The organism is Streptomyces sp. NPDC002623, assembly GCF_053592635.1.
Genome location: NZ_JBSFWB010000004.1, coordinates 162,119 through 179,159 on the forward strand (window position 1 = coordinate 162,119; position 17,041 = coordinate 179,159).

Genomic DNA, 17,041 nt, shown 5'->3' on the forward strand with positions numbered 1-17,041 from the left:
CCCCTTTTGCTTGGTCGCTGCCGTGGGTTCTACAGGTACGGGCCGCCCGAACGGCCGCCCGTACGCGGGTCGTCGGCGCCCTCATGACCGACGCCCGGCGGCAGCGCGCGGCGCATCTGCTCCAACTGGGCCCGCGCGGCCATCTGCTGAGCGAAGAGCGTGGTCTGGATGCCGTGGAAAAGGCCCTCCAGCCAGCCGACCAACTGGGCCTGCGCGATGCGCAGTTCCGCGTCGCTCGGAGTCGAGTCCTCGTTGAACGGCAGTGACAGCCGCTCCAGTTCCTCGACCAGCTCCGGCGCCAGGCCGTCCTCCAGTTCCTTCACCGAGCTCGCGTGGATCTCCTTCAGCCGGACCCGGCTCGCCTCGTCCAGGGGAGCCGCGCGCACCTCCTCGAGCAGCTGCTTGATCATGCTGCCGATCCGCATGACCTTCGCCGGTTGCTCGACCATCTCGGTGACCGGGATCTCACGGGAGTCCTCGTCAGCGTCGATGCCGCCGAGCGCCATGCCGTCCTGACCTACGACCAGGATCTTCTGGGCGTTCTCCGGCGACCTTTCGTTCCTCGGCATCTCCATGCCGCCATTCTCTCGCACGTCCCCACCTCATCACCCTGGTGCCCCCCTCGAAGGCTGATCCACCGTTTCCGTTCGGCGGAGTCCGGAATGCGGCGACAGTTCCCTGATGTGAGGCTTATTGCGTTCTTTTCCTTGGCGACCGGGCACCGGGAGGGGGTCACGAACGTGACTCCATGGCAGCAGGTGAAGTGCGCGACACGGGTATGCGTGGGGGTGGGCGTGGTCGCGACGAGCGTGGCGGGCATGATCGCGCTGCCCCACGGGAGCGCGAACGCCACACCGTACGCCGCGGTGTCGACGTATGCCGCCGTGTCGGCGTCCGCCCGCCCCACACCCGGCTCCACCGCCTCCTCCCCCGAGCCCGACCGGGCCGGCAGCCGGGCGGGCGAGGGGCGACAGCGGCCCGGACGGGCGGACGACGGGGGAGAGGACGCGGAGCCGGAGGGCTCGGAGGCCGAGGACCCGGGCGGCGAGGACACCGCGGGTGAGGACCCGGACGAGGTGAGCGGCGACACGGAGGCCGGCGACGGCGACCAGGTCGACGACACCGGCGCGTCCGCGTCCCCCGCCGCCGTCGCCCCCGTGGCCTCGGACGCACCGCAGGACGCGGTACGGCAGGCGGCCACCCAGGGTGAGCGGGCCGACGGACCCGTGCTGCAGATCCTGCCGCTCGGCAGCGGCCTCGTCCTCATCGGCCTGGGCATCGCCCTGGCCCTGGCCGCACTGCGCCTGCGCCGCTCCTAGGGCATGCCCCTACACCGTGAGCAGGACCTTGCCGACATGACCGCTCTCCTCGACGACCCGATGGGCGGCCGCCGCGTCGCTCATCGGGAGTTCGCGGTCGACGACCGGCCGTACCCGACCCGCCGCGATCAGGGGCCAGACATGCTCGCGGACGGCCGCCACGATGGCCGCCTTCTCCGCCAGGGGGCGGGCCCGCAGCGAGGTCGCGCTGATGGCGGCACGCTTGCCGAGGAGCGCGGCGATGTTCAGCTCGGCCTTGATGCCGCCCTGCATGCCGATGATCGCGAGCCGGCCGTTGACGGCGAGGGCCTGGACGTTGCGGTCCAGGTACTTCGCGCCCATGTTGTCGAGGATGACGTCGGCGCCCGCGCCGTCCGTGGCCTGCCGCACCTCGGCGACGAAGTCCTGCTCCCGGTAGTTGATCAGGATGTCCGCGCCCAGCTCGGCGCACCGGTCCAGCTTCTCCCTGGTGCCCGCGGTGACGGCGACCCGCGCGCCGGCGGCCTTGGCCAGCTGGATCGCCATGGTGCCGATGCCGCTGGAGCCGCCGTGCACCAGCAGCGTCTCACCGGGACGCAGGTGGGCGATCATGAAGACGTTCGACCAGACCGTGCTGGTCACCTCGGGGAGCGCGGCGGCCCGCGCCAGGTCGACGCCCTCGGGCACGGGCAGCAGCTGACCGGCCGGGACGGCGACCTTCTCGGCGTATCCGCCGCCCGCGAGCAGCGCGCACACCTCGTCGCCGACGCTCCAGCCGGAGACGCCGGGGCCGATCTCGGCGATCCGGCCGGAGCACTCCAGACCGGGGTGGCGGGAGGCGCCGGGCGGCGGGTCGTACAGGCCCTGCCGCTGCAGGATGTCCGCGCGGTTCACGGCCCCGGCCACCACCTCGACGAGGACCTCGCCCTCGCCGAGTACGGGATCGGGGACCTCGTCCCACACCAGCGCCTCGGGACCACCAGGTTCGGGAATCGTGATCGCATGCATGAAGGGGACGCTACTCCTCGTCGCGCCGCCGCCGGCCGCGGGCCCGCGCCGAAAAAAGGGTGCGATCACCGATGAGTTCCGGCCAGGGTAAAGGTCTCCCCATGCGTAACCCACGTGCGCGGAAGGACACCCCACCATGAGCCAGCACACGTCCGACCTGGCCATCGAGACCGCGGGACTGGTGAAGACGTTCGGTGAGACCCGGGCCGTCGACGGCGTCGATCTCGCCGTCCCGGCCGGCACGGTCTACGGCGTCCTCGGCCCCAACGGCGCCGGCAAGACGACGACCGTGAAAATGCTCGCCACCCTGCTGCGGCCCGACGCGGGCGAGGCACACGTCTTCGGCCACGACGTCGTACGGGAGGCCGACGAGGTCCGCGGCCGCGTCAGCCTCACCGGCCAGTACGCCTCCGTGGACGAGGACCTCACCGGCACCGAGAACCTGGTCCTGCTGGGCCGTCTCCTCGGCCACGGCAAGAAGGCCGCGCGGGTGCGTTCCGGGCAGCTGCTGGAGGCCTTCGGACTGACCGAGGCCGGTGGGAAACAGGTCAAGCACTACTCGGGCGGGATGCGGCGGCGTATCGACATCGCCGCGTCCATCCTGAACACCCCCGACCTGCTCTTCCTCGACGAGCCGACGACCGGGCTCGACCCGCGCAGCCGCAACCAGGTGTGGGACATCGTGCGCGCGGTCGTCGCCCAGGGCACGACCGTGCTGCTGACCACGCAGTATCTGGACGAGGCCGACCAGCTGGCGTCCCGGATCGCCGTCATCGACCGCGGCCGGGTGATCGCCGAGGGCACGAAGGGCGAGCTGAAGGCGTCCGTCGGCGCCGGCTCCGTCCACCTGCGGCTGCGGGACGCCGAGCAGCGGCCCGCGGCGGCCGAGGTGCTGCGGCGGACCCTGGACGCGACCGTGCAGCTGGAGCCCGACCCGGTCGCCCTCACGGCCCGGGTCGGCACGGCGACCAGCGGCATCGCCGCCGAGCAGGCCGCCCGGGCGCTCGGTGAACTGGCCCGCTCCGGAGTCACCGTGGACAACTTCTCGCTGGGGCAGCCCAGCCTGGACGAGGTGTTCCTCGCCCTCACCGGACACGACACGCATCGCCCGAAGGACGAGGTGGCGGCATGAGCACCACGACGACCACGGAAGCACAGGACCTGGCCCCCGTTCGCACCGAGTCGCTCGCCGCGCTGCTGGTCGCCGGGGAGCGGCCGCCGCGCCCGAGCGCATGGTCGGCCTCCCTCACCTTCGGCTGGCGGGCGATCCTCAAGATCAAGCACGTGCCGGAGCAGCTCTTCGACGTCACCGCGTTCCCGATCATGATGGTGCTGATGTACACGTACCTGTTCGGGGGTGCCCTGGCCGGGTCCCCGGAGGAGTACATCCAGTTCCTGCTGCCGGGCATCCTGGTGATGTCGGTCGTGATGATCACGATGTACACGGGCGTCTCGGTGAACACCGACATCGAGAAGGGCGTCTTCGACCGCTTCCGGTCGCTGCCGATCTGGCGGCCCTCGACGATGGTCGGCTATCTGCTCGGCGACGCCCTGCGCTACACCATCGCGTCCGTGGTGATGCTCACCGTGGGCATGCTGCTCGGCTACCGCCCGGACGGCGGGTTCGCGGGCGTCGTCGCCGGGATCGCCCTGCTGGTCGTCTTCTCGTTCGCGTTCTCGTGGATCTGGACGATGTTCGGGCTGCTGCTGCGCACCGAGAAGTCAGTGATGGGCGTCAGCATGATGGTGATCTTCCCGCTCACCTTCCTGTCCAACGTGTTCGTCGACCCCAGCACCATGCCGGGCTGGTTGCAGGCCTTCGTCAACAACAGCCCGGTGACCCATCTGTCGTCGGCGGTGCGGGGGTTGATGGCCGGTGACTGGCCGGGCGTCGAGGTCGCCTGGTCGCTGGGCTGGTCGGCACTGTTCGTGCTGGTCTTCGGGCCGGTGACGATGCGGCTCTACAACCGCAAGTAGCGGGTGGGGGCGTTCAGGCCGGCGGGAGGGGCGGGACACCGGGCATGCCGGGCGACCCGAGGGTGGGTCGTGCGCTGGGCGGGCCCACCCGCACGATGGTGACCAGCCGGTCCGTCGCCTCCAGCACGCCGATCGCCGGGTCGTCGTAGGCGAGGACGCGGTGCCCCCGGACGACGCTCACCACCAGGTCGGCCGTCTCGCGCGGGCCACGGCCCGTCTCGGCCTTGGTGACGGGCCGTTCGACGAGGTCCAGCCCGTCACCCTGCTGGATGAGGTCCTCCATGACCTTGCCCGCCGCCGGGCTGAGCACGGACAGGCCCAGGAGCCGGCCGGCCGCACCGGCGCTGGTGATGACCTCGTCGGCGCCGGACTGCTTGAGCAGCGGCGCGTTCTCCTCCTCGCGGACCGCCGCCACGATCTTCGCCCGCGGGTTGAGCTGGCGGGCCGTCAGCGCCACCAGGACGGCCGTGTCGTCGCGCTCGGTCGCGATGACGATCCGCCCCGCCCGCTGCACCTCGGCCCGCCGCAGCACATCACTGCGCGTCGCGTCGCCGACCACGCCCTCGTAGCCCTCGGCCGTCGCCGCGTCGACGACCTTCGCACTCGGGTCGATCACCACGACCTGCTCCTTGCGCAGGCCCGAGGTGCAGGCGGTCCGGATCGCGGACCGTCCCTTCGTGCCGAAGCCGACGACGACAGTGTGGTCACGCAAGGGGACCTCCGGGATCATGGACAGTTGGGGACTCATGAAGACGTGTTGCTTCATGACGGGCACCGACCCGCCGGGAACCATGGTGCCCGCCGCTCGAATGACCACCACAGGGGGCACGCGATGAAGGACCAGGAACGACACCCCGCCGGTCCGGCCCGGCTCTCTCTCTTCAGGTCCCTCTGGTACCGCTCGCGCGCCGAGGCCCGGGACGACGCCGAGGCGGGCCGCTCCATCACGATGCCCATGCACATCGGCGCGCCCCCGCTCCAGCAGGTGCTGCGACGCCTCGCCATGGGCCTGCTGGTGCTGGCCGTCACCACCCTGATCGTCTACGCCGACCACGACGGGTACAACGACAACTCGGACGGCTCGGTCGACCTCCTCGACGCCGCCTACTACGCCACCGTCACCCTCTCCACCACCGGCTACGGCGACATCACCCCGGTCAGCGACATGGCCCGGCTCGTCAACATCCTGGTCATCACACCGCTGCGCGTGGTGTTCCTGATCATCCTGGTCGGCACCACCCTGGAGGTGCTCACCGAGCGCACCCGCCAGCAGGTCCGCATCCACCGCTGGCGGGCCCGCACCAGCAACCACATCGTGGTCGTCGGATACGGCACGAAGGGCCGGCACGCCGTGCAGACCCTCATCGGGCAGGGCATCCCCAAGGACCGGATCGTGATCGTGGACGCACAGCGGAAGTCCGCGAGCATGGCCGGCGACGACGGGCTGGTCGCGGTGACCGGGGATGCCACCCGCTCCGAGACGCTCCTCAAGGCCGAGGTCCAGAACGCCTCCCGGGTGATCGTCGCCCCGCAACGCGACGACACGGCAGCCCTGGTCACCCTCACCGCCCGCCAGCTGAACCGGCGCGCCACGATCGTGACCGCCGCCCGGGAGGACGAGAACGTACCGCTGCTCAAGCAGAGCGGCGCGGACACCGTGATCACCAGCTCCAGCTCCGCCGGCCGACTGCTCGGCGTCTCGATGGTCAGCCCGACCGTGGCCCGGACCCTGGAGGACCTGATGACCCTCGGCAGCGGCCTGGACCTCATCGAGCGCCCGATCACCAAGGCGGAGGCGGGAAAGGCGCCACGGGCCTGCGCGGACCTGGTCGTCGCCGTAGTCCGGGGCAAGGAACTGCTGGACTACGCCGATCCCCGGCTCACCAGTCTGCGACCGGGAGATCACGTCATCACGGTCAGCCGGGCCGTTCCGCCCGCCGACCAGGCATGACGATGTTTCACGTGAAACAGCGCCCGATCCAAGGGTGTTGAGCGCCCGGTCCAGGGGGTGTTTCACGTGAAACACGGTGCATGTTTCACGTGAAACATGCACCGATCCCGGCGGTCGCCCACGGCAGGTCGAGGAGCTCGGCCTCCTGACCCGCCCGCGCGCCGCCGGGCGGGACGACGGCGAGGGCGTCGGCGGCCGCGATGCCCCGCAGCATGGCCGGCCCGTTGTAGTGCAGCGGCCCGGCATGGTCGCCGCGCAGGACGACCGGGATGAGCCGCGTGTCGTAGGGGTGCCCGTGCACCGATTCCCTCAGCGGCAGCGCATACGACTCCGGGGCCGACCGGGCGGCGAGCGTGCGCAACAGGGGCTCGGCGAGGGTGAGCAGGCCGGAGACGGCCGCCAGCGGATTGCCGGGCAGACCCACGAGGTGCTGGTCGTCCTTGATGCGGGCCAGCAGCATGGGGTGTCCCGGACGCACCTTGACGCCGTCGACGAGGAGTTCGGCGCCGATGCGGCGCAGTGTGGGGTGGACGTGGTCGACAGGGCCGGAGGCGGTGCCCCCGGTGGTGACGATCAGGTCGGCGCCGGACGAGGTGATGGCCTTGTGCAGGACCTTCGCGTCGTCACGAAGCCTGCGGACGGCGATGACCTCCGCGCCCAGCGCCCGCAGCCACGGGGGCAGCATCGGGCCGAGCGCGTCCCGGATGAGGCCGTCGTGCGGGCGGCCCTCGGTGAGCAGTTCGTCGCCCAGGACGAGCACCTCGACCCGGGGCCGGGGAACGACGGCCAGCGTGTCGTACCCGGCGGCCGCGGCGAGGCCGAGGACGGCCGGGGTCACCACGGCTCCGGCGAGCAGCAACTGGTCGCCGGAGCGGCACTCCTGACCCCGCGGGCGGATGTCCTGGCCGTGCTGCATCTCGCGGGTCGGGTGCAGTCGGCCGTTGTCGTCGGTGCGGCCGTGCTCGCTGCGCAGCACCGCGGTGGTGTCCGGGGGGATCCGGGCGCCGGTGGCGATCCGGACGGCCTCGCCGTCGGCGAGCGGTGCGTGTGCCGCGCTCCCGGCCAGCACGCCCTGGTCCCGCACATGCCAGGGGCCGGGACCTGCGACCGCCCAGCCGTCCATCGCCGAGGTGTCGAAGGAGGGCAGGTCGGTGAGGGCGGTCAGCGGGGCGGCCAGGACGAGTCCGAGAGCGTCGTCGAGGGTGACGGAGACGGGGGCGCGGCGGGCGCCGGACCGTGCGGCGCGGGCGGCGATCCTCCGCGCCTCGGGCCAGGCAGTGGCCTGGTGGCGGTGCTCGTCGGCGGCGGCCCGGTGCCCGGCCTGCGGAGCGGGGGAGGACTGCGTGCCGCTGCCGTCGCGCTGCGTGGGGCCGTTGCCGTCCTTCACGAGAGCGAGCGCCTCCTCGACGTCGAGGTCCTCGGCATCGAGGCCCTGCCGGGTGCCGCGGGGCGTCATCCGGCGTCCGGACCGGAGCCGCCGGCCTTCTCCTGCTCAGCCTTGTCCTGCTCGGCCTTGTCCTGCTCGGCCTCCTCCGCCCAGCGCAGCGCCAGCGCGGCGGCCTTGCGGGCGGCCTCGGCGACGGCCTCCGGGCCGCCCTGGGCCCGGGCGGCCGCGTAGCCCACCAGGAAGGTGGTCAGCGGCGCCGCGGGCCGGGCCACCCCGTGGGCGGCGTCGCGGGCGAGGTCGAGAAGGAGGCCGGTGTCGACATCGAGGTCGATGCCCAGCTCGTCCTTGACTGCGGAAATCCATTCGTCCAACACGTGGCCATGCTCCCTGATACGTGCCCTGGCGGTGGCGATGTCGTCCCAGGTGTCGCAGTCGAAGGACCCGACCGGGTCGGGGACGCGGGTGAGATCGAGCCCGGCGGTCAGCCGGCGCAGGGGCAGCCCGCCGAGGCCGCCCTGGTCTGCGGTGAGCGCCGCCAGTTCGCGGCGCAGGGCGGCGGTACGGTACGCGGCGACGAGCGGCTGGTCACGGCCGTCCGCGTCGGTGAGCAGCGCTCCCTCGGCCGCGTCGGCGCGCAGGGTGGTCAGCAGCCGCCGTACGGTGCCCGTCGCGAGGAACGGCAGGTCGGCGGAGAGGACCAGGACGTCCTGCGCGGTGGTGTGGCGCAGCCCCGCCTCGAGCGCGGCGACGGGACCCGCACCGGGCGGGTCCTCGCGCGCCCAGCGCACGGAGCGGGCGGTACGGCGCGGGTCGGCGACGACGACGGTGGTCCGCGCGTCGGCACAGGCGCCCAGCACCCGGTCCAGCAGCGCGCGCCCGCCCACCCGCACGCCCGGCTTGTCGGCTCCGCCGAGCCGTCGGGCACCGCCACCGGCGAGCACGACGGCGTCGTAGGCAGCGGCGTCCGCGGCATCGGCGGCGTCGTGTTCGACGGACTCGGCGGGCTCGTTCGAGGTCACCCCCCGAGTATGCGGTCCGTCCCGGGGATGCGTGCCCCCTGGATCACGGGGAACACGGAAGCCCGCCCGCGTTCACAGCGTGCGCAACAGCACCGCCGGCTGCTCCACGCAGTCCGCGACGTAGCGCAGGAACCCTCCCGCCGTGCCGCCGTCGCACACCCGGTGGTCGAAGGTCAGCGAGAGCTGGACGACCTGGCGCACGGCAAGCTCGCCCTCGTGCACCCACGGCTTGGGGATGATGCGGCCGACGCCGAGCATGGCCGCCTCGGGGTGGTTGATGATCGGCGTGGAGCCGTCGACGCCGAACACTCCGTAGTTGTTCAGCGTGAAGGTGCCGCCGGTCAACTCCCCCGGGGTGAGGCGTCCTTCGCGGCCGGCCTCGGTGAGCCGCGCGAGCTCGGCGGTGAGCCCCTCCGCGTCCCGGGCGTGCGCGTCCCGGATGACGGGCACGACGAGTCCCCGCGCGGTCTGCGCGGCGAAGCCGAGGTGGACATGGTCGAACTGGACGACCTCCCGGGCCGCCATGTCGACGCTCGAGTTGAGCTCCGGGAACCGGACCAGGGCCGCGGTGCAGATACGGGCCAGCAGCGCGAGGAGGGAGATCTTCGGCCCGCCCGTCGCGTTCATGGCGGCCCGGGCACGCATCAGCTCCGTCGCGTCGGCGTCCACCCAGCAGGTGGCGTCCGGAATCTCGTGCCGGCTGCGGGAGAGCTTGTCGGCGACGACACCGCGGACGCCCTTGAGGGGGATCCGGCGGCCGCCGACGAGCGCGGAGGAGGAGACGGGCTGTGCCGGTTGCGGGTGCTGGACGGGCTGGACGGGCGGGGCGACATGGTTGTCGGCAGTGCCCGCGCGCAGCGCGTTCTCGACGTCCGCGCGCAGGATCAGCCCGTCGCGGCCGGTGCCCGTGAGGTCCCGAAGGTCCAGGCCGTTCTCGCGGGCGAGACGACGCACGAGCGGGGAGATCACCGGGACGGGCCCGTCGGCGACCACCGAAGCCGCCGCTGCTGCCGCTGCTGCCACTGCTGCCGCCGAAGCCGCCCGAGCCGCCGGTGCCGGCGGCCGCTGCACCCGGCGCCTGCGCGCGGGGGCCTCCGCCGTGCCGTATCCGACCAGCACGTTGCCCGAGCCCGAGCCCGAGCCGGAGCCGGAGCCCGAGCCCTTGGTCGGGCCGGCGGGCTCGGCCGGGCCGAGCGCCTCGCCGGAGGCGGGCGCACCGACCGCGACCGTGATCAGCGGAGCGCCCACGGGCAGTTCCGTGCTCTCCTCGCCGAAGCGGGCCGTGACCACGCCGCCGTAGGGGCAGGGCACCTCGACCATCGCCTTGGCCGTCTCGACCTCGACGACCGGCTGGTCCACGGCGACGACATCGCCGACCTGGACCAGCCAGCGCACGATCGTCGCCTCGGTGAGCCCCTCGCCGAGGTCGGGCAGTTTGAACTCCAGCACCTGTGCCATCAGTTGTCGGCCTCCCACTGCAACCGTGCCACCGCGTCCAGGATCCGGTCGACGCCGGGCAGGTGGTGGCGCTCCAGCATCGGCGGCGGGTACGGGAGGTCGAACCCGGCGACGCGCAGCACCGGTGCCTCCAGGTGGTGGAAGCAGCGCTCCGTGACGCGGGCCGCGATCTCTCCGCCCGGGCCCCCGAAGGAGCCCGACTCATGGACGACGACCGCCCGGCCGGTCCGCCGTACCGAGGCGCAGACCGTGTCGTCGTCGAACGGCACCAGGGAGCGCAGATCGACGACTTCGAGATCCCAGCCCTCGGCGCTCGCCGCCTCGGCGGCTTCGAGGCAGACGGGCACCGACGGCCCGTACGTGATCAGTGTGGCGCTCCGCCCCGAGCGCCGCACCACCGCACGGCCTATCGGTTCAACGGTCCCCGGGTCCTCAGGGTTCCAGGAGTCCTTGGACCAGTACAGCCGCTTGGGTTCGAGGAAGACGACGGGGTCGTCGGAGGCGATGGCGGCACGCAGCAGGCCGTAGGCGTCGGCGACCGTGGCGGGCGCGACGACATGGAGGCCCGGGGTCGCCATGTAGTAGGCCTCGGACGAGTCGCTGTGGTGCTCGACGCCGCCGATGCCGCCGCCATAGGGCACCCGGACGGTGATCGGCAGCGGCATCCGGCCGCGGGTGCGGTTGCGCATACGGGCGACATGGCTGATGAGCTGCTCGAACGCCGGGTAGGCGAAGGCGTCGAACTGCATCTCGACGACCGGGCGCAGACCGTACATGGCCATGCCCACGGCGGTGCCGAGGATGCCGGCCTCGGCGAGCGGGGTGTCCGTGCAGCGGGCCTCGCCGAACTCCTTCGCCAGGCCGTCGGTGACGCGGAAGACGCCGCCGAGGGTGCCGACGTCCTCGCCCAGGACGTGCACGGAGGGGTCGGCGGCCATCGCGTCCCGCAGCGCGCGCGTGAGGGCCTGCGCCATGGTGGCGGGCTTGAGGGCGACGGTCGTCATCGGTGCGTGCCTTCCTGCTCCGCCTCGAGCTCCGCGCGCAGCAGCGCCCGCTGCTCCCGCAGTTGGGAGGTGGGTTCGGCGTACACGTGGGAGAACAGGTCCATGGGGTCGAGGTCGGGGTCCTGGTTCATCCGGGTGCGCAGGTCCGCGGCCATCGTCTCGGCGGCGTCCCGCGCGGATCTCTTCAGCTCCTCGTCGAGCAGTCCGCGCGCGGTCAGTTCGCGCTCCAGCAGCTCGATCGGGTCGTGCTCGCGCCAGGTCTCGACCTCGGCGTCGCCGCGGTAGCGGGTGGCGTCGTCGGCGTTGGTGTGCGCCTCGATGCGGTAGGTGACCGCCTCGACGAGCGTCGGACCGCCGCCCTCGCGCGCGCGGCGCACGGCGTCGGCCAGCACCTCGTGCACGGCGGCCGCGTCGTTGCCGTCGACCAGGCGGCCCGGCATGCCGTACCCGACGGCCTTGTGGGCCAGCGAGGGGGCGGCGGTCTGCTTGGCGAGCGGGACGGAGATCGCGAAGCCGTTGTTCTGCACGAAGAAGACGACCGGAGCCTGCCAGACGGCGGCGAAGTTCAGCGCCTCGTGGAAGTCGCCCTCGCTGGTGCCGCCGTCGCCGACCATGGCGAGCGCGACCACGTCGTCGCCCTTGAGTCGGGCGGCGTGCGCGAGGCCGACGGCATGCGGGAGCTGGGTGGCGAGCGGGGTGCACAGGGGCGCGACCCGGCGCTCATAGGGGTCGTAGCCGGTGTGCCAGTCGCCGCGCAGCAGGGTGAGGGCCTCGACGGGGTCCACGCCGCGTGCGACGACGGCGAGGGTGTCGCGGTAGCTGGGGAAGAGCCAGTCCCGCTCCTCGAGGGCGAGCGCGGCGGCGACCTCGCAGGCCTCCTGGCCGGTGCTGGAGGGGTAGACGGCGAGTCTGCCCTGCTTGGTGAGGGCGGTGGCCTGGACGTTGTAGCGGCGGCCGCGCACCAGCTGTGCGTAGAGCCGGCGCAGCAGCTCCGGGTCGGCCTGTGCGGCCGCGTCGGTGCCGAGGACGCGGTACGGCTCCGCGTCGGGCAGCAGCGGCGCGGGGTCGGTACGGGGCTGCCAGGCGGGCGGCGGCGTGGGGCGGTACGTGCCCCGCTGCTCCATGACCGTCATGACGGCACCTCCTCGTGGGAGCGGCTACGGGAGACGTGTCGGATGTGACCCGTCTCACCTACCGATTGTTCGGTCGTCGGCACATTTTGGCTACAGGCCCCCTCAGGCTGTGGACAAACGGTTCTCCACAGCCTGAGATGGACGCAGTACGTCCATGACAGGAAGGTGGGGGGACATGGCACCTGAACAAATGGCCGAAGGGCCGGAGCACGGTGCCACGCTTCCCGCGACCGGCCCGCAGCCGAGCGGCACACAGCCGACCAACCCCCAACCGAGCGGCACACAGCGGCCGGGCGGTCCGGCGCAGCCGGGCGGCGCGCCCCAGCCGCACAGCGCCCCCCTGTCGCCGCCGCGCCCGCTGGACGCCATCGATCAGGACATTCTGCAGATGCTCCAGGCGGACGGCCGCGCCTCGATACGGTCGGTCGCCGAACGGGTCCACGTCTCACGCGCAAACGCTTACGCGCGGATCAACCGGCTGATCGAGGACGGCGTCATCCGCGGCTTCGGCGCCCGGGTCGACCACGAGCGCGCGGGCCAGGGCACGAGCGCCTACATCACGCTGAAGATCGTCCAGAACTCCTGGCGGACGGTGCGCGAGCAGCTCACACAGCTGCCCGGCGCCTCCCACATCGCCCTCGTCGGGGGCGATTTCGACGTCCTGCTCCTGGTGCACACGCCCGACAACAGAGCGCTGCGCGAGGTCGTGCTGACCCGTCTCCAGGCGATCCCGGAGGTGCTCAGCACGCGCACGCTGCTGGTGTTCGAGGAGGAGGACCTGGAACCGCAGGGGTGAGCCCCCGAGCTCTCCCGTAGCTTCCCCGTAGCTCTCCCGAGCCCTAGGGGGCCGCTTGGGGAGCCGTTCGCAGCCCCTCGAAGACCAGCCGTACGACCGCGTCGGCCACCTCGCTCTCGACCATGCCCCGGCCGCCGGGCCGGTACCACTCGACGATCGAGTTGATCATCCCGAAGACCAGCCGCGTCGCGAGTCGCACCTCCACGTCGCCGCGTACCTCCCCGTCGGCGGCGGCCGCCTGCAACAGCTCGGCGACACGGTGGTCGAAGTCGCGGCGGCGCTCCAGCGCCCATCGCTCCGTGTCGGTGTTGCCGCGCACGCGCAGCAGCAGCGTGACGTAGGGCAGTTCGCCGATGAGCACCTCGACCATGCGCCGCACGACGTACTCCAGGCGCTGCGAGGCGTGCCCCACGCGCGCGTGCTCCTCGTCGAGGATCCCGAAGAGGCCGTCCAGGGCCCGGCTGACGGCCCGCCGCAGCAGTTCCTCCTTGCCGGCGACATGGTGGTAGATCGACGACTTGGAGATGCCTGCGGCCTTGGAGAGGTGCTCCATGGAGGTGCCGTCGTAGCCGCGCTCGTTGAAGATCTGCACGGCGACCGAGAGCAGGGTCTCCGGCGTGTAGGTGTCGCGCTTGGCGGTGGTCACGAGGCGCCCTCCCGCTTCTCGGTGGCGTAGGAGTGCCGGTAGAGCGCGAGGGACGGCGCATAGCGGCCGGAGGGGTCGCGGTCGTGCAGGTCGTCCAGGAGGGCGCAGGCCCAGGTGCGCCCGAGCCTGCGGCTCCACTCGAAGGGGCCCAGGGGGTAGTTCACGCCCAGGCGCATCGCGGTGTCGACGTCCTCCTCGGTGGCGACGCCCTTGGCCACGGCGTCGTGCGCGAGGTCGACGATCCGCGCGACCGTACGGGCGACGATCATCCCGGGGACGTCGCCGATGACGCTGACGTCCTTGCCGAGCGCCTGGAACAGGCCGATCGCCTCGGACATCGTCTGGGTGGAGGTGTCCTGGGAGGCGGACAGGGCGATGCGGGTGGCCTTGCGGTAGTCAAGGGCGAGGTCGAAGTAGACGACGTCCCGGAACTCCACGGAGGTCTGGCCGTCGGCCAGGGCGAGCTGTCCGCCGCCGGGCAGCACCAGGCGGGTGCCGTGGTCCTCTTCCTCCTCGCGGACCTGGACGCCCGCCTCACGGATCAGCGCGAGCAGCTCCGACGCGGGGCCCAGGTTGCCCTCGGCGACGACGTACGCGGGCGGCTGGGACGGCTCCGCGGTGTGCGGCTCGGCCGGCTCGCCTTCCTCCCGGTAGTCGTACCAGCCCTGGCCGGACTTGCGGCCGAGGCGGCCCGACTCGACCAGGCGGCGCTGGGCGAGCGAGGGCGTGAACCGCACGTCCTGGAAGAAGGAGTGCCACACGGAGTGCGTGACCGACTCGTTGACGTCCTGCCCGATCAGGTCGGTCAGTTCGAAGGCGCCCATCCGGAAGCCGCCCGACTCGCGCAGGATCGCGTCGATGGTGGCCGGGTCGGCGCCCTGTGCCTCGTAGACGGCGAACGCCTCGGCGTAGAAGGGCCGCGCGATGCGGTTGACGATGAAGCCGGGGGTGTCGGCGCAGGCGACCGGCGTCTTCCCCCAGGAGCGGGCGGTCTCGTACGCGCGCGTGGCCGAGGTGACGTCGGTGGCGTACCCGGAGACGACCTCCACCAGCGGCAGCAGCGGCGCCGGGTTGAAGAAGTGCAGGCCGACGAAGCGGCCCGGGTTGCGCAGGGCGCCCGCGACGGCGGTCACCGACAGGGACGAGGTGTTGGTGGCGAGGAGACAGTCCTCGCCGACCACGTCCTCCAGCTGCCGGAACAGCTCCTGCTTGGCCGCCAGGTCCTCGACGACGGCCTCGACGACCAGGGTGCAGTCCGCGAGGTCGGCGAGGCTCTCCGCGGCCTTCAGGCGGGCCCGGGCCTCGTCGCGGTCGGTGGCGGCGAGACGGTCCTTGTCGACGAGCCGGTCGAGCCGGGCACCGATCGCGGCGGCCGCCTCACGGGCGCGACCGGGGACGGCGTCGTACAGCCGCACGGGGTGGCCCGCTACCAGCGCGACCTGGGCGATGCCCTGGCCCATGGTGCCGGTGCCGACGACGGCCACGGGGCTGCTGAGGTCGTTTGCTGTCATGTGCGCGATCCTCCCGCACGGGGTTTTCCACAGATGCGGCAGGCCCCCTTGTCCCGACCGATCGTTCGGTTACTCTAACTCTGACGGGTGGTGCCTGCCCAGGTTTCCACCAGGTCATGGGCTCGAAGAAGAGTTCTCACGACGAGGAGTTGGTCCCGCATGGCCGCCGAACTGTCCGTGCCCGCCCTGATCGCCCAGCACCGGCCCACCCTCGATCAGGCCCTGGAAGCGATCCGCACCCGCGCGTACTGGTCCCCGCACCCGGAACACCCCAAGGCCTACGGGGAGAACGGCAGCCTGGACGCGGCGGCGGGCAGGGCCGCCTTCGACGCCGTCCTGAACACCCGGCTCGACCTCGGCCAGCCCGGCACCGACGACTGGGTGGGCGGCGAGGTCTCGCCGTACGGCGTAGAGCTGGGCGTCACGTACCCGCACGCGGACGTGGACACCCTGCTGCCCGCGATGGCGGCCGGACAGCGCGCCTGGCGGGAGGCGGGCGCGGAGGCCCGCGCGGTGGTCTGTGTGGAGATCCTCAAGCGGATCAGCGACCGGACGCACGAGTTCGCGCACGCGGTCATGCACACCTCCGGCCAGGCCTTCATGATGGCGTTCCAGGCGGGCGGCCCGCACGCGCAGGACCGCGGCCTGGAAGCGGTGGCGTACGCGTACGCGGAGCAGGTCCGCACGCCCGGCACGGCGGAGTGGGCCAAGCCCCAGGGCAAGCGCGACCCGCTCGCGCTGACCAAGAGCTTCACCCCGGTCCCGCGCGGCACGGCCCTGCTCATCGGCTGCAACACCTTCCCCACGTGGAACGGCTACCCGGGCCTGTTCGCCTCCCTCGCCACCGGCAACGCGGTCCTGGTCAAGCCCCACCCGCGCGCGGTGCTGCCGCTCGCGCTGACCGTCGGCGTCGCGCGCGAGGTGCTCGCCGCGGCCGGCTTCGACCCGAACCTGGTCGCGCTGGCCGCCGAGCGCCCCGGCGAGGGCATCGCCAAGACGCTGGCCACCCGTCCCGAGATCAGGATCGTCGACTACACCGGGTCGACCGCCTTCGGCGACTGGCTGGAGGCCAACGCCCGCCAGGCGCAGGTCTACACCGAGAAGGCCGGCGTCAACACGGTGATCGTGGACTCCACCGCGAACTACAAGGGCATGCTCGCCAACCTGGCGTTCTCGCTGTCCCTGTACAGCGGCCAGATGTGCACCACCCCGCAGAACCTGCTGATCCCCCGCGCGGGCATCCGCACCGACGAGGGCCTGAAGAGCTTCGACGAGGTCGTCGCCGACCTGGCCCGCTCTGTCGACGGCCTCCTCGGCGACGACACGCGCGCGAACGCGCTGCTCGGCGCGATCGTCAACCCGGACGTCAAGGCCCGTCTGGAGGCCGCGGCAGGCCTCGGCGAGGTCGCGCTCGCCTCCCGCGAGGTGAGCAACCCGGAGTTCCCGGACGCGGTCGTGCGCACCCCCGTCATCGTCAAGCTGGACGGCGCCAAGCCGGACGACGAAGCCGCCTACATGAACGAGTGCTTCGGCCCGGTCTCCTTCGCCGTGGCGGTCGACTCGGCGGCCGACGCGGTCGCCCTGCTGCGGCGCACGGTGCGTGAGAAGGGCGCGATGACGGTCGGCGCGTACACCACCGACGAGGAGGTCGAGCGGGCGATCGAGGAGGTCTGCCTGGAGGAGGCCGCCCAGCTGTCCCTCAACCTCACCGGCGGGGTGTACGTGAACCAGACGGCCGCGTTCTCCGACTTCCACGGCTCGGGCGGCAACCCGGCGGCCAACGCGGCCCTCACGGACGGCGCGTTCGTCGCGAACCGCTTCCGGGTGGTGGAGGTCCGCCGGGAGGCGTAGGC

General features: G+C 72.4%; 15 protein-coding genes and 1 pseudogene. 6 read left to right on the top strand and 10 right to left on the bottom strand.

All coding sequences use genetic code 11. From position 1 onward, the window contains the following. Nucleotides 1–29 precede the first annotated feature (29 nt). Nucleotides 30–575, bottom strand: coding sequence for a bacterial proteasome activator family protein (locus ACWD4O_RS08770; RefSeq protein ID WP_351905693.1), 546 nt, complete (start codon nucleotides 573–575; stop codon nucleotides 30–32). A gap of 219 nt (nucleotides 576–794) precedes the next feature. Between ACWD4O_RS08770 and ACWD4O_RS08775 the strand changes: the two genes are divergently transcribed. Then, a complete protein-coding gene (locus ACWD4O_RS08775) occupies nucleotides 795–1,319 on the top strand; it encodes a hypothetical protein (protein ID WP_451278802.1) in 525 nt (174 codons plus the stop codon). Between the two features lie 9 nt (nucleotides 1,320–1,328). On the opposite strand, the gene ACWD4O_RS08780 is transcribed toward ACWD4O_RS08775, so the two are convergent. Beyond that, a complete protein-coding gene (locus ACWD4O_RS08780) occupies nucleotides 1,329–2,306 on the bottom strand; it encodes an NAD(P)H-quinone oxidoreductase (protein WP_451278804.1) in 978 nt (325 codons plus the stop codon). Nucleotides 2,307–2,442: 136 nt separating this feature from the next. Between ACWD4O_RS08780 and ACWD4O_RS08785 the strand changes: the two genes are divergently transcribed. After that, nucleotides 2,443–3,438, top strand: a complete 996-nt coding sequence (locus ACWD4O_RS08785) for an ATP-binding cassette domain-containing protein (RefSeq protein ID WP_451278806.1) — start codon at nucleotides 2,443–2,445, stop codon at nucleotides 3,436–3,438. Then, a complete protein-coding gene (locus ACWD4O_RS08790) occupies nucleotides 3,435–4,283 on the top strand; it encodes an ABC transporter permease (RefSeq protein WP_358802293.1) in 849 nt (282 codons plus the stop codon). The genes ACWD4O_RS08785 and ACWD4O_RS08790 overlap by 4 nt, the downstream gene beginning before the upstream one ends. Before the next feature lie 13 nt (nucleotides 4,284–4,296). On the opposite strand, the pseudogene ACWD4O_RS08795 reads toward ACWD4O_RS08790, so the two are convergent. After that, nucleotides 4,297–4,995 (bottom strand): annotated as a pseudogene (locus ACWD4O_RS08795) (potassium channel family protein); the annotation flags it as partial. Nucleotides 4,996–5,115: 120 nt separating this feature from the next. Between ACWD4O_RS08795 and ACWD4O_RS08800 the strand changes: the two are divergent. Beyond that, nucleotides 5,116–6,234, top strand: a complete 1,119-nt coding sequence (locus tag ACWD4O_RS08800) for a potassium channel family protein (RefSeq protein ID WP_451278808.1) — start codon at nucleotides 5,116–5,118, stop codon at nucleotides 6,232–6,234. Between the two features lie 85 nt (nucleotides 6,235–6,319). Here ACWD4O_RS08800 and ACWD4O_RS08805 read toward each other — a convergent pair whose 3' ends face one another. The 5 genes from ACWD4O_RS08805 to pdhA all read right to left on the bottom strand — a co-directional run bounded on the left by ACWD4O_RS08805 (nucleotide 6,320) and on the right by pdhA (nucleotide 12,235). After that, nucleotides 6,320–7,690, bottom strand: coding sequence for a molybdopterin molybdotransferase MoeA (locus ACWD4O_RS08805; RefSeq protein ID WP_451278810.1), 1,371 nt, complete (start codon nucleotides 7,688–7,690; stop codon nucleotides 6,320–6,322). After that, nucleotides 7,687–8,640 (bottom strand): NTP transferase domain-containing protein, encoded by a 954-nt coding sequence (locus ACWD4O_RS08810; protein WP_451278812.1) that lies wholly within the window; start codon nucleotides 8,638–8,640, stop codon nucleotides 7,687–7,689. The genes ACWD4O_RS08805 and ACWD4O_RS08810 overlap by 4 nt, the downstream gene beginning before the upstream one ends. Nucleotides 8,641–8,712: 72 nt before the next feature. Then, the gene (locus ACWD4O_RS08815) at nucleotides 8,713–10,098 is read right to left on the bottom strand and encodes a dihydrolipoamide acetyltransferase family protein (RefSeq protein ID WP_451278814.1); all 1,386 of its coding nucleotides are present in this window, start codon (nucleotides 10,096–10,098) and stop codon (nucleotides 8,713–8,715) included. Then, nucleotides 10,098–11,102, bottom strand: a complete 1,005-nt coding sequence (locus ACWD4O_RS08820; protein WP_351905669.1) for an alpha-ketoacid dehydrogenase subunit beta — start codon at nucleotides 11,100–11,102, stop codon at nucleotides 10,098–10,100. Before ACWD4O_RS08820 ends, ACWD4O_RS08815 begins: the two co-directional genes overlap by 1 nt. After that, nucleotides 11,099–12,235, bottom strand: a complete 1,137-nt coding sequence (gene pdhA / locus ACWD4O_RS08825; protein WP_451278817.1) for a pyruvate dehydrogenase (acetyl-transferring) E1 component subunit alpha — start codon at nucleotides 12,233–12,235, stop codon at nucleotides 11,099–11,101. The genes ACWD4O_RS08820 and pdhA overlap by 4 nt, the downstream gene beginning before the upstream one ends. A 190-nt stretch (nucleotides 12,236–12,425) precedes the next feature. Here pdhA and ACWD4O_RS08830 point away from each other — a divergent pair, with 190 nt between their 5' ends. Next, nucleotides 12,426–13,031, top strand: a complete 606-nt coding sequence (locus ACWD4O_RS08830; protein ID WP_451279338.1) for a winged helix-turn-helix transcriptional regulator — start codon at nucleotides 12,426–12,428, stop codon at nucleotides 13,029–13,031. A 43-nt stretch (nucleotides 13,032–13,074) separates the two neighbouring features. Here the strand turns inward: ACWD4O_RS08830 and ACWD4O_RS08835 are convergent, their stop codons facing one another. Together ACWD4O_RS08835 and ACWD4O_RS08840 are read right to left on the bottom strand one after the other, a co-directional pair. Further along, nucleotides 13,075–13,677, bottom strand: coding sequence for a TetR/AcrR family transcriptional regulator (locus tag ACWD4O_RS08835; protein WP_450946520.1), 603 nt, complete (start codon nucleotides 13,675–13,677; stop codon nucleotides 13,075–13,077). Then, entirely contained in the window at nucleotides 13,674–15,188 is a 1,515-nt protein-coding gene (locus ACWD4O_RS08840; protein WP_451278819.1) for a 3-hydroxyacyl-CoA dehydrogenase, read from the bottom strand. Before ACWD4O_RS08840 ends, ACWD4O_RS08835 begins: the two co-directional genes overlap by 4 nt. A 159-nt stretch (nucleotides 15,189–15,347) precedes the next feature. Here ACWD4O_RS08840 and paaN point away from each other — a divergent pair, with 159 nt between their 5' ends. After that, entirely contained in the window at nucleotides 15,348–17,039 is a 1,692-nt protein-coding gene (gene paaN, locus ACWD4O_RS08845) for a phenylacetic acid degradation protein PaaN (RefSeq protein ID WP_451278821.1), read from the top strand. Nucleotides 17,040–17,041 lie beyond the last annotated feature (2 nt).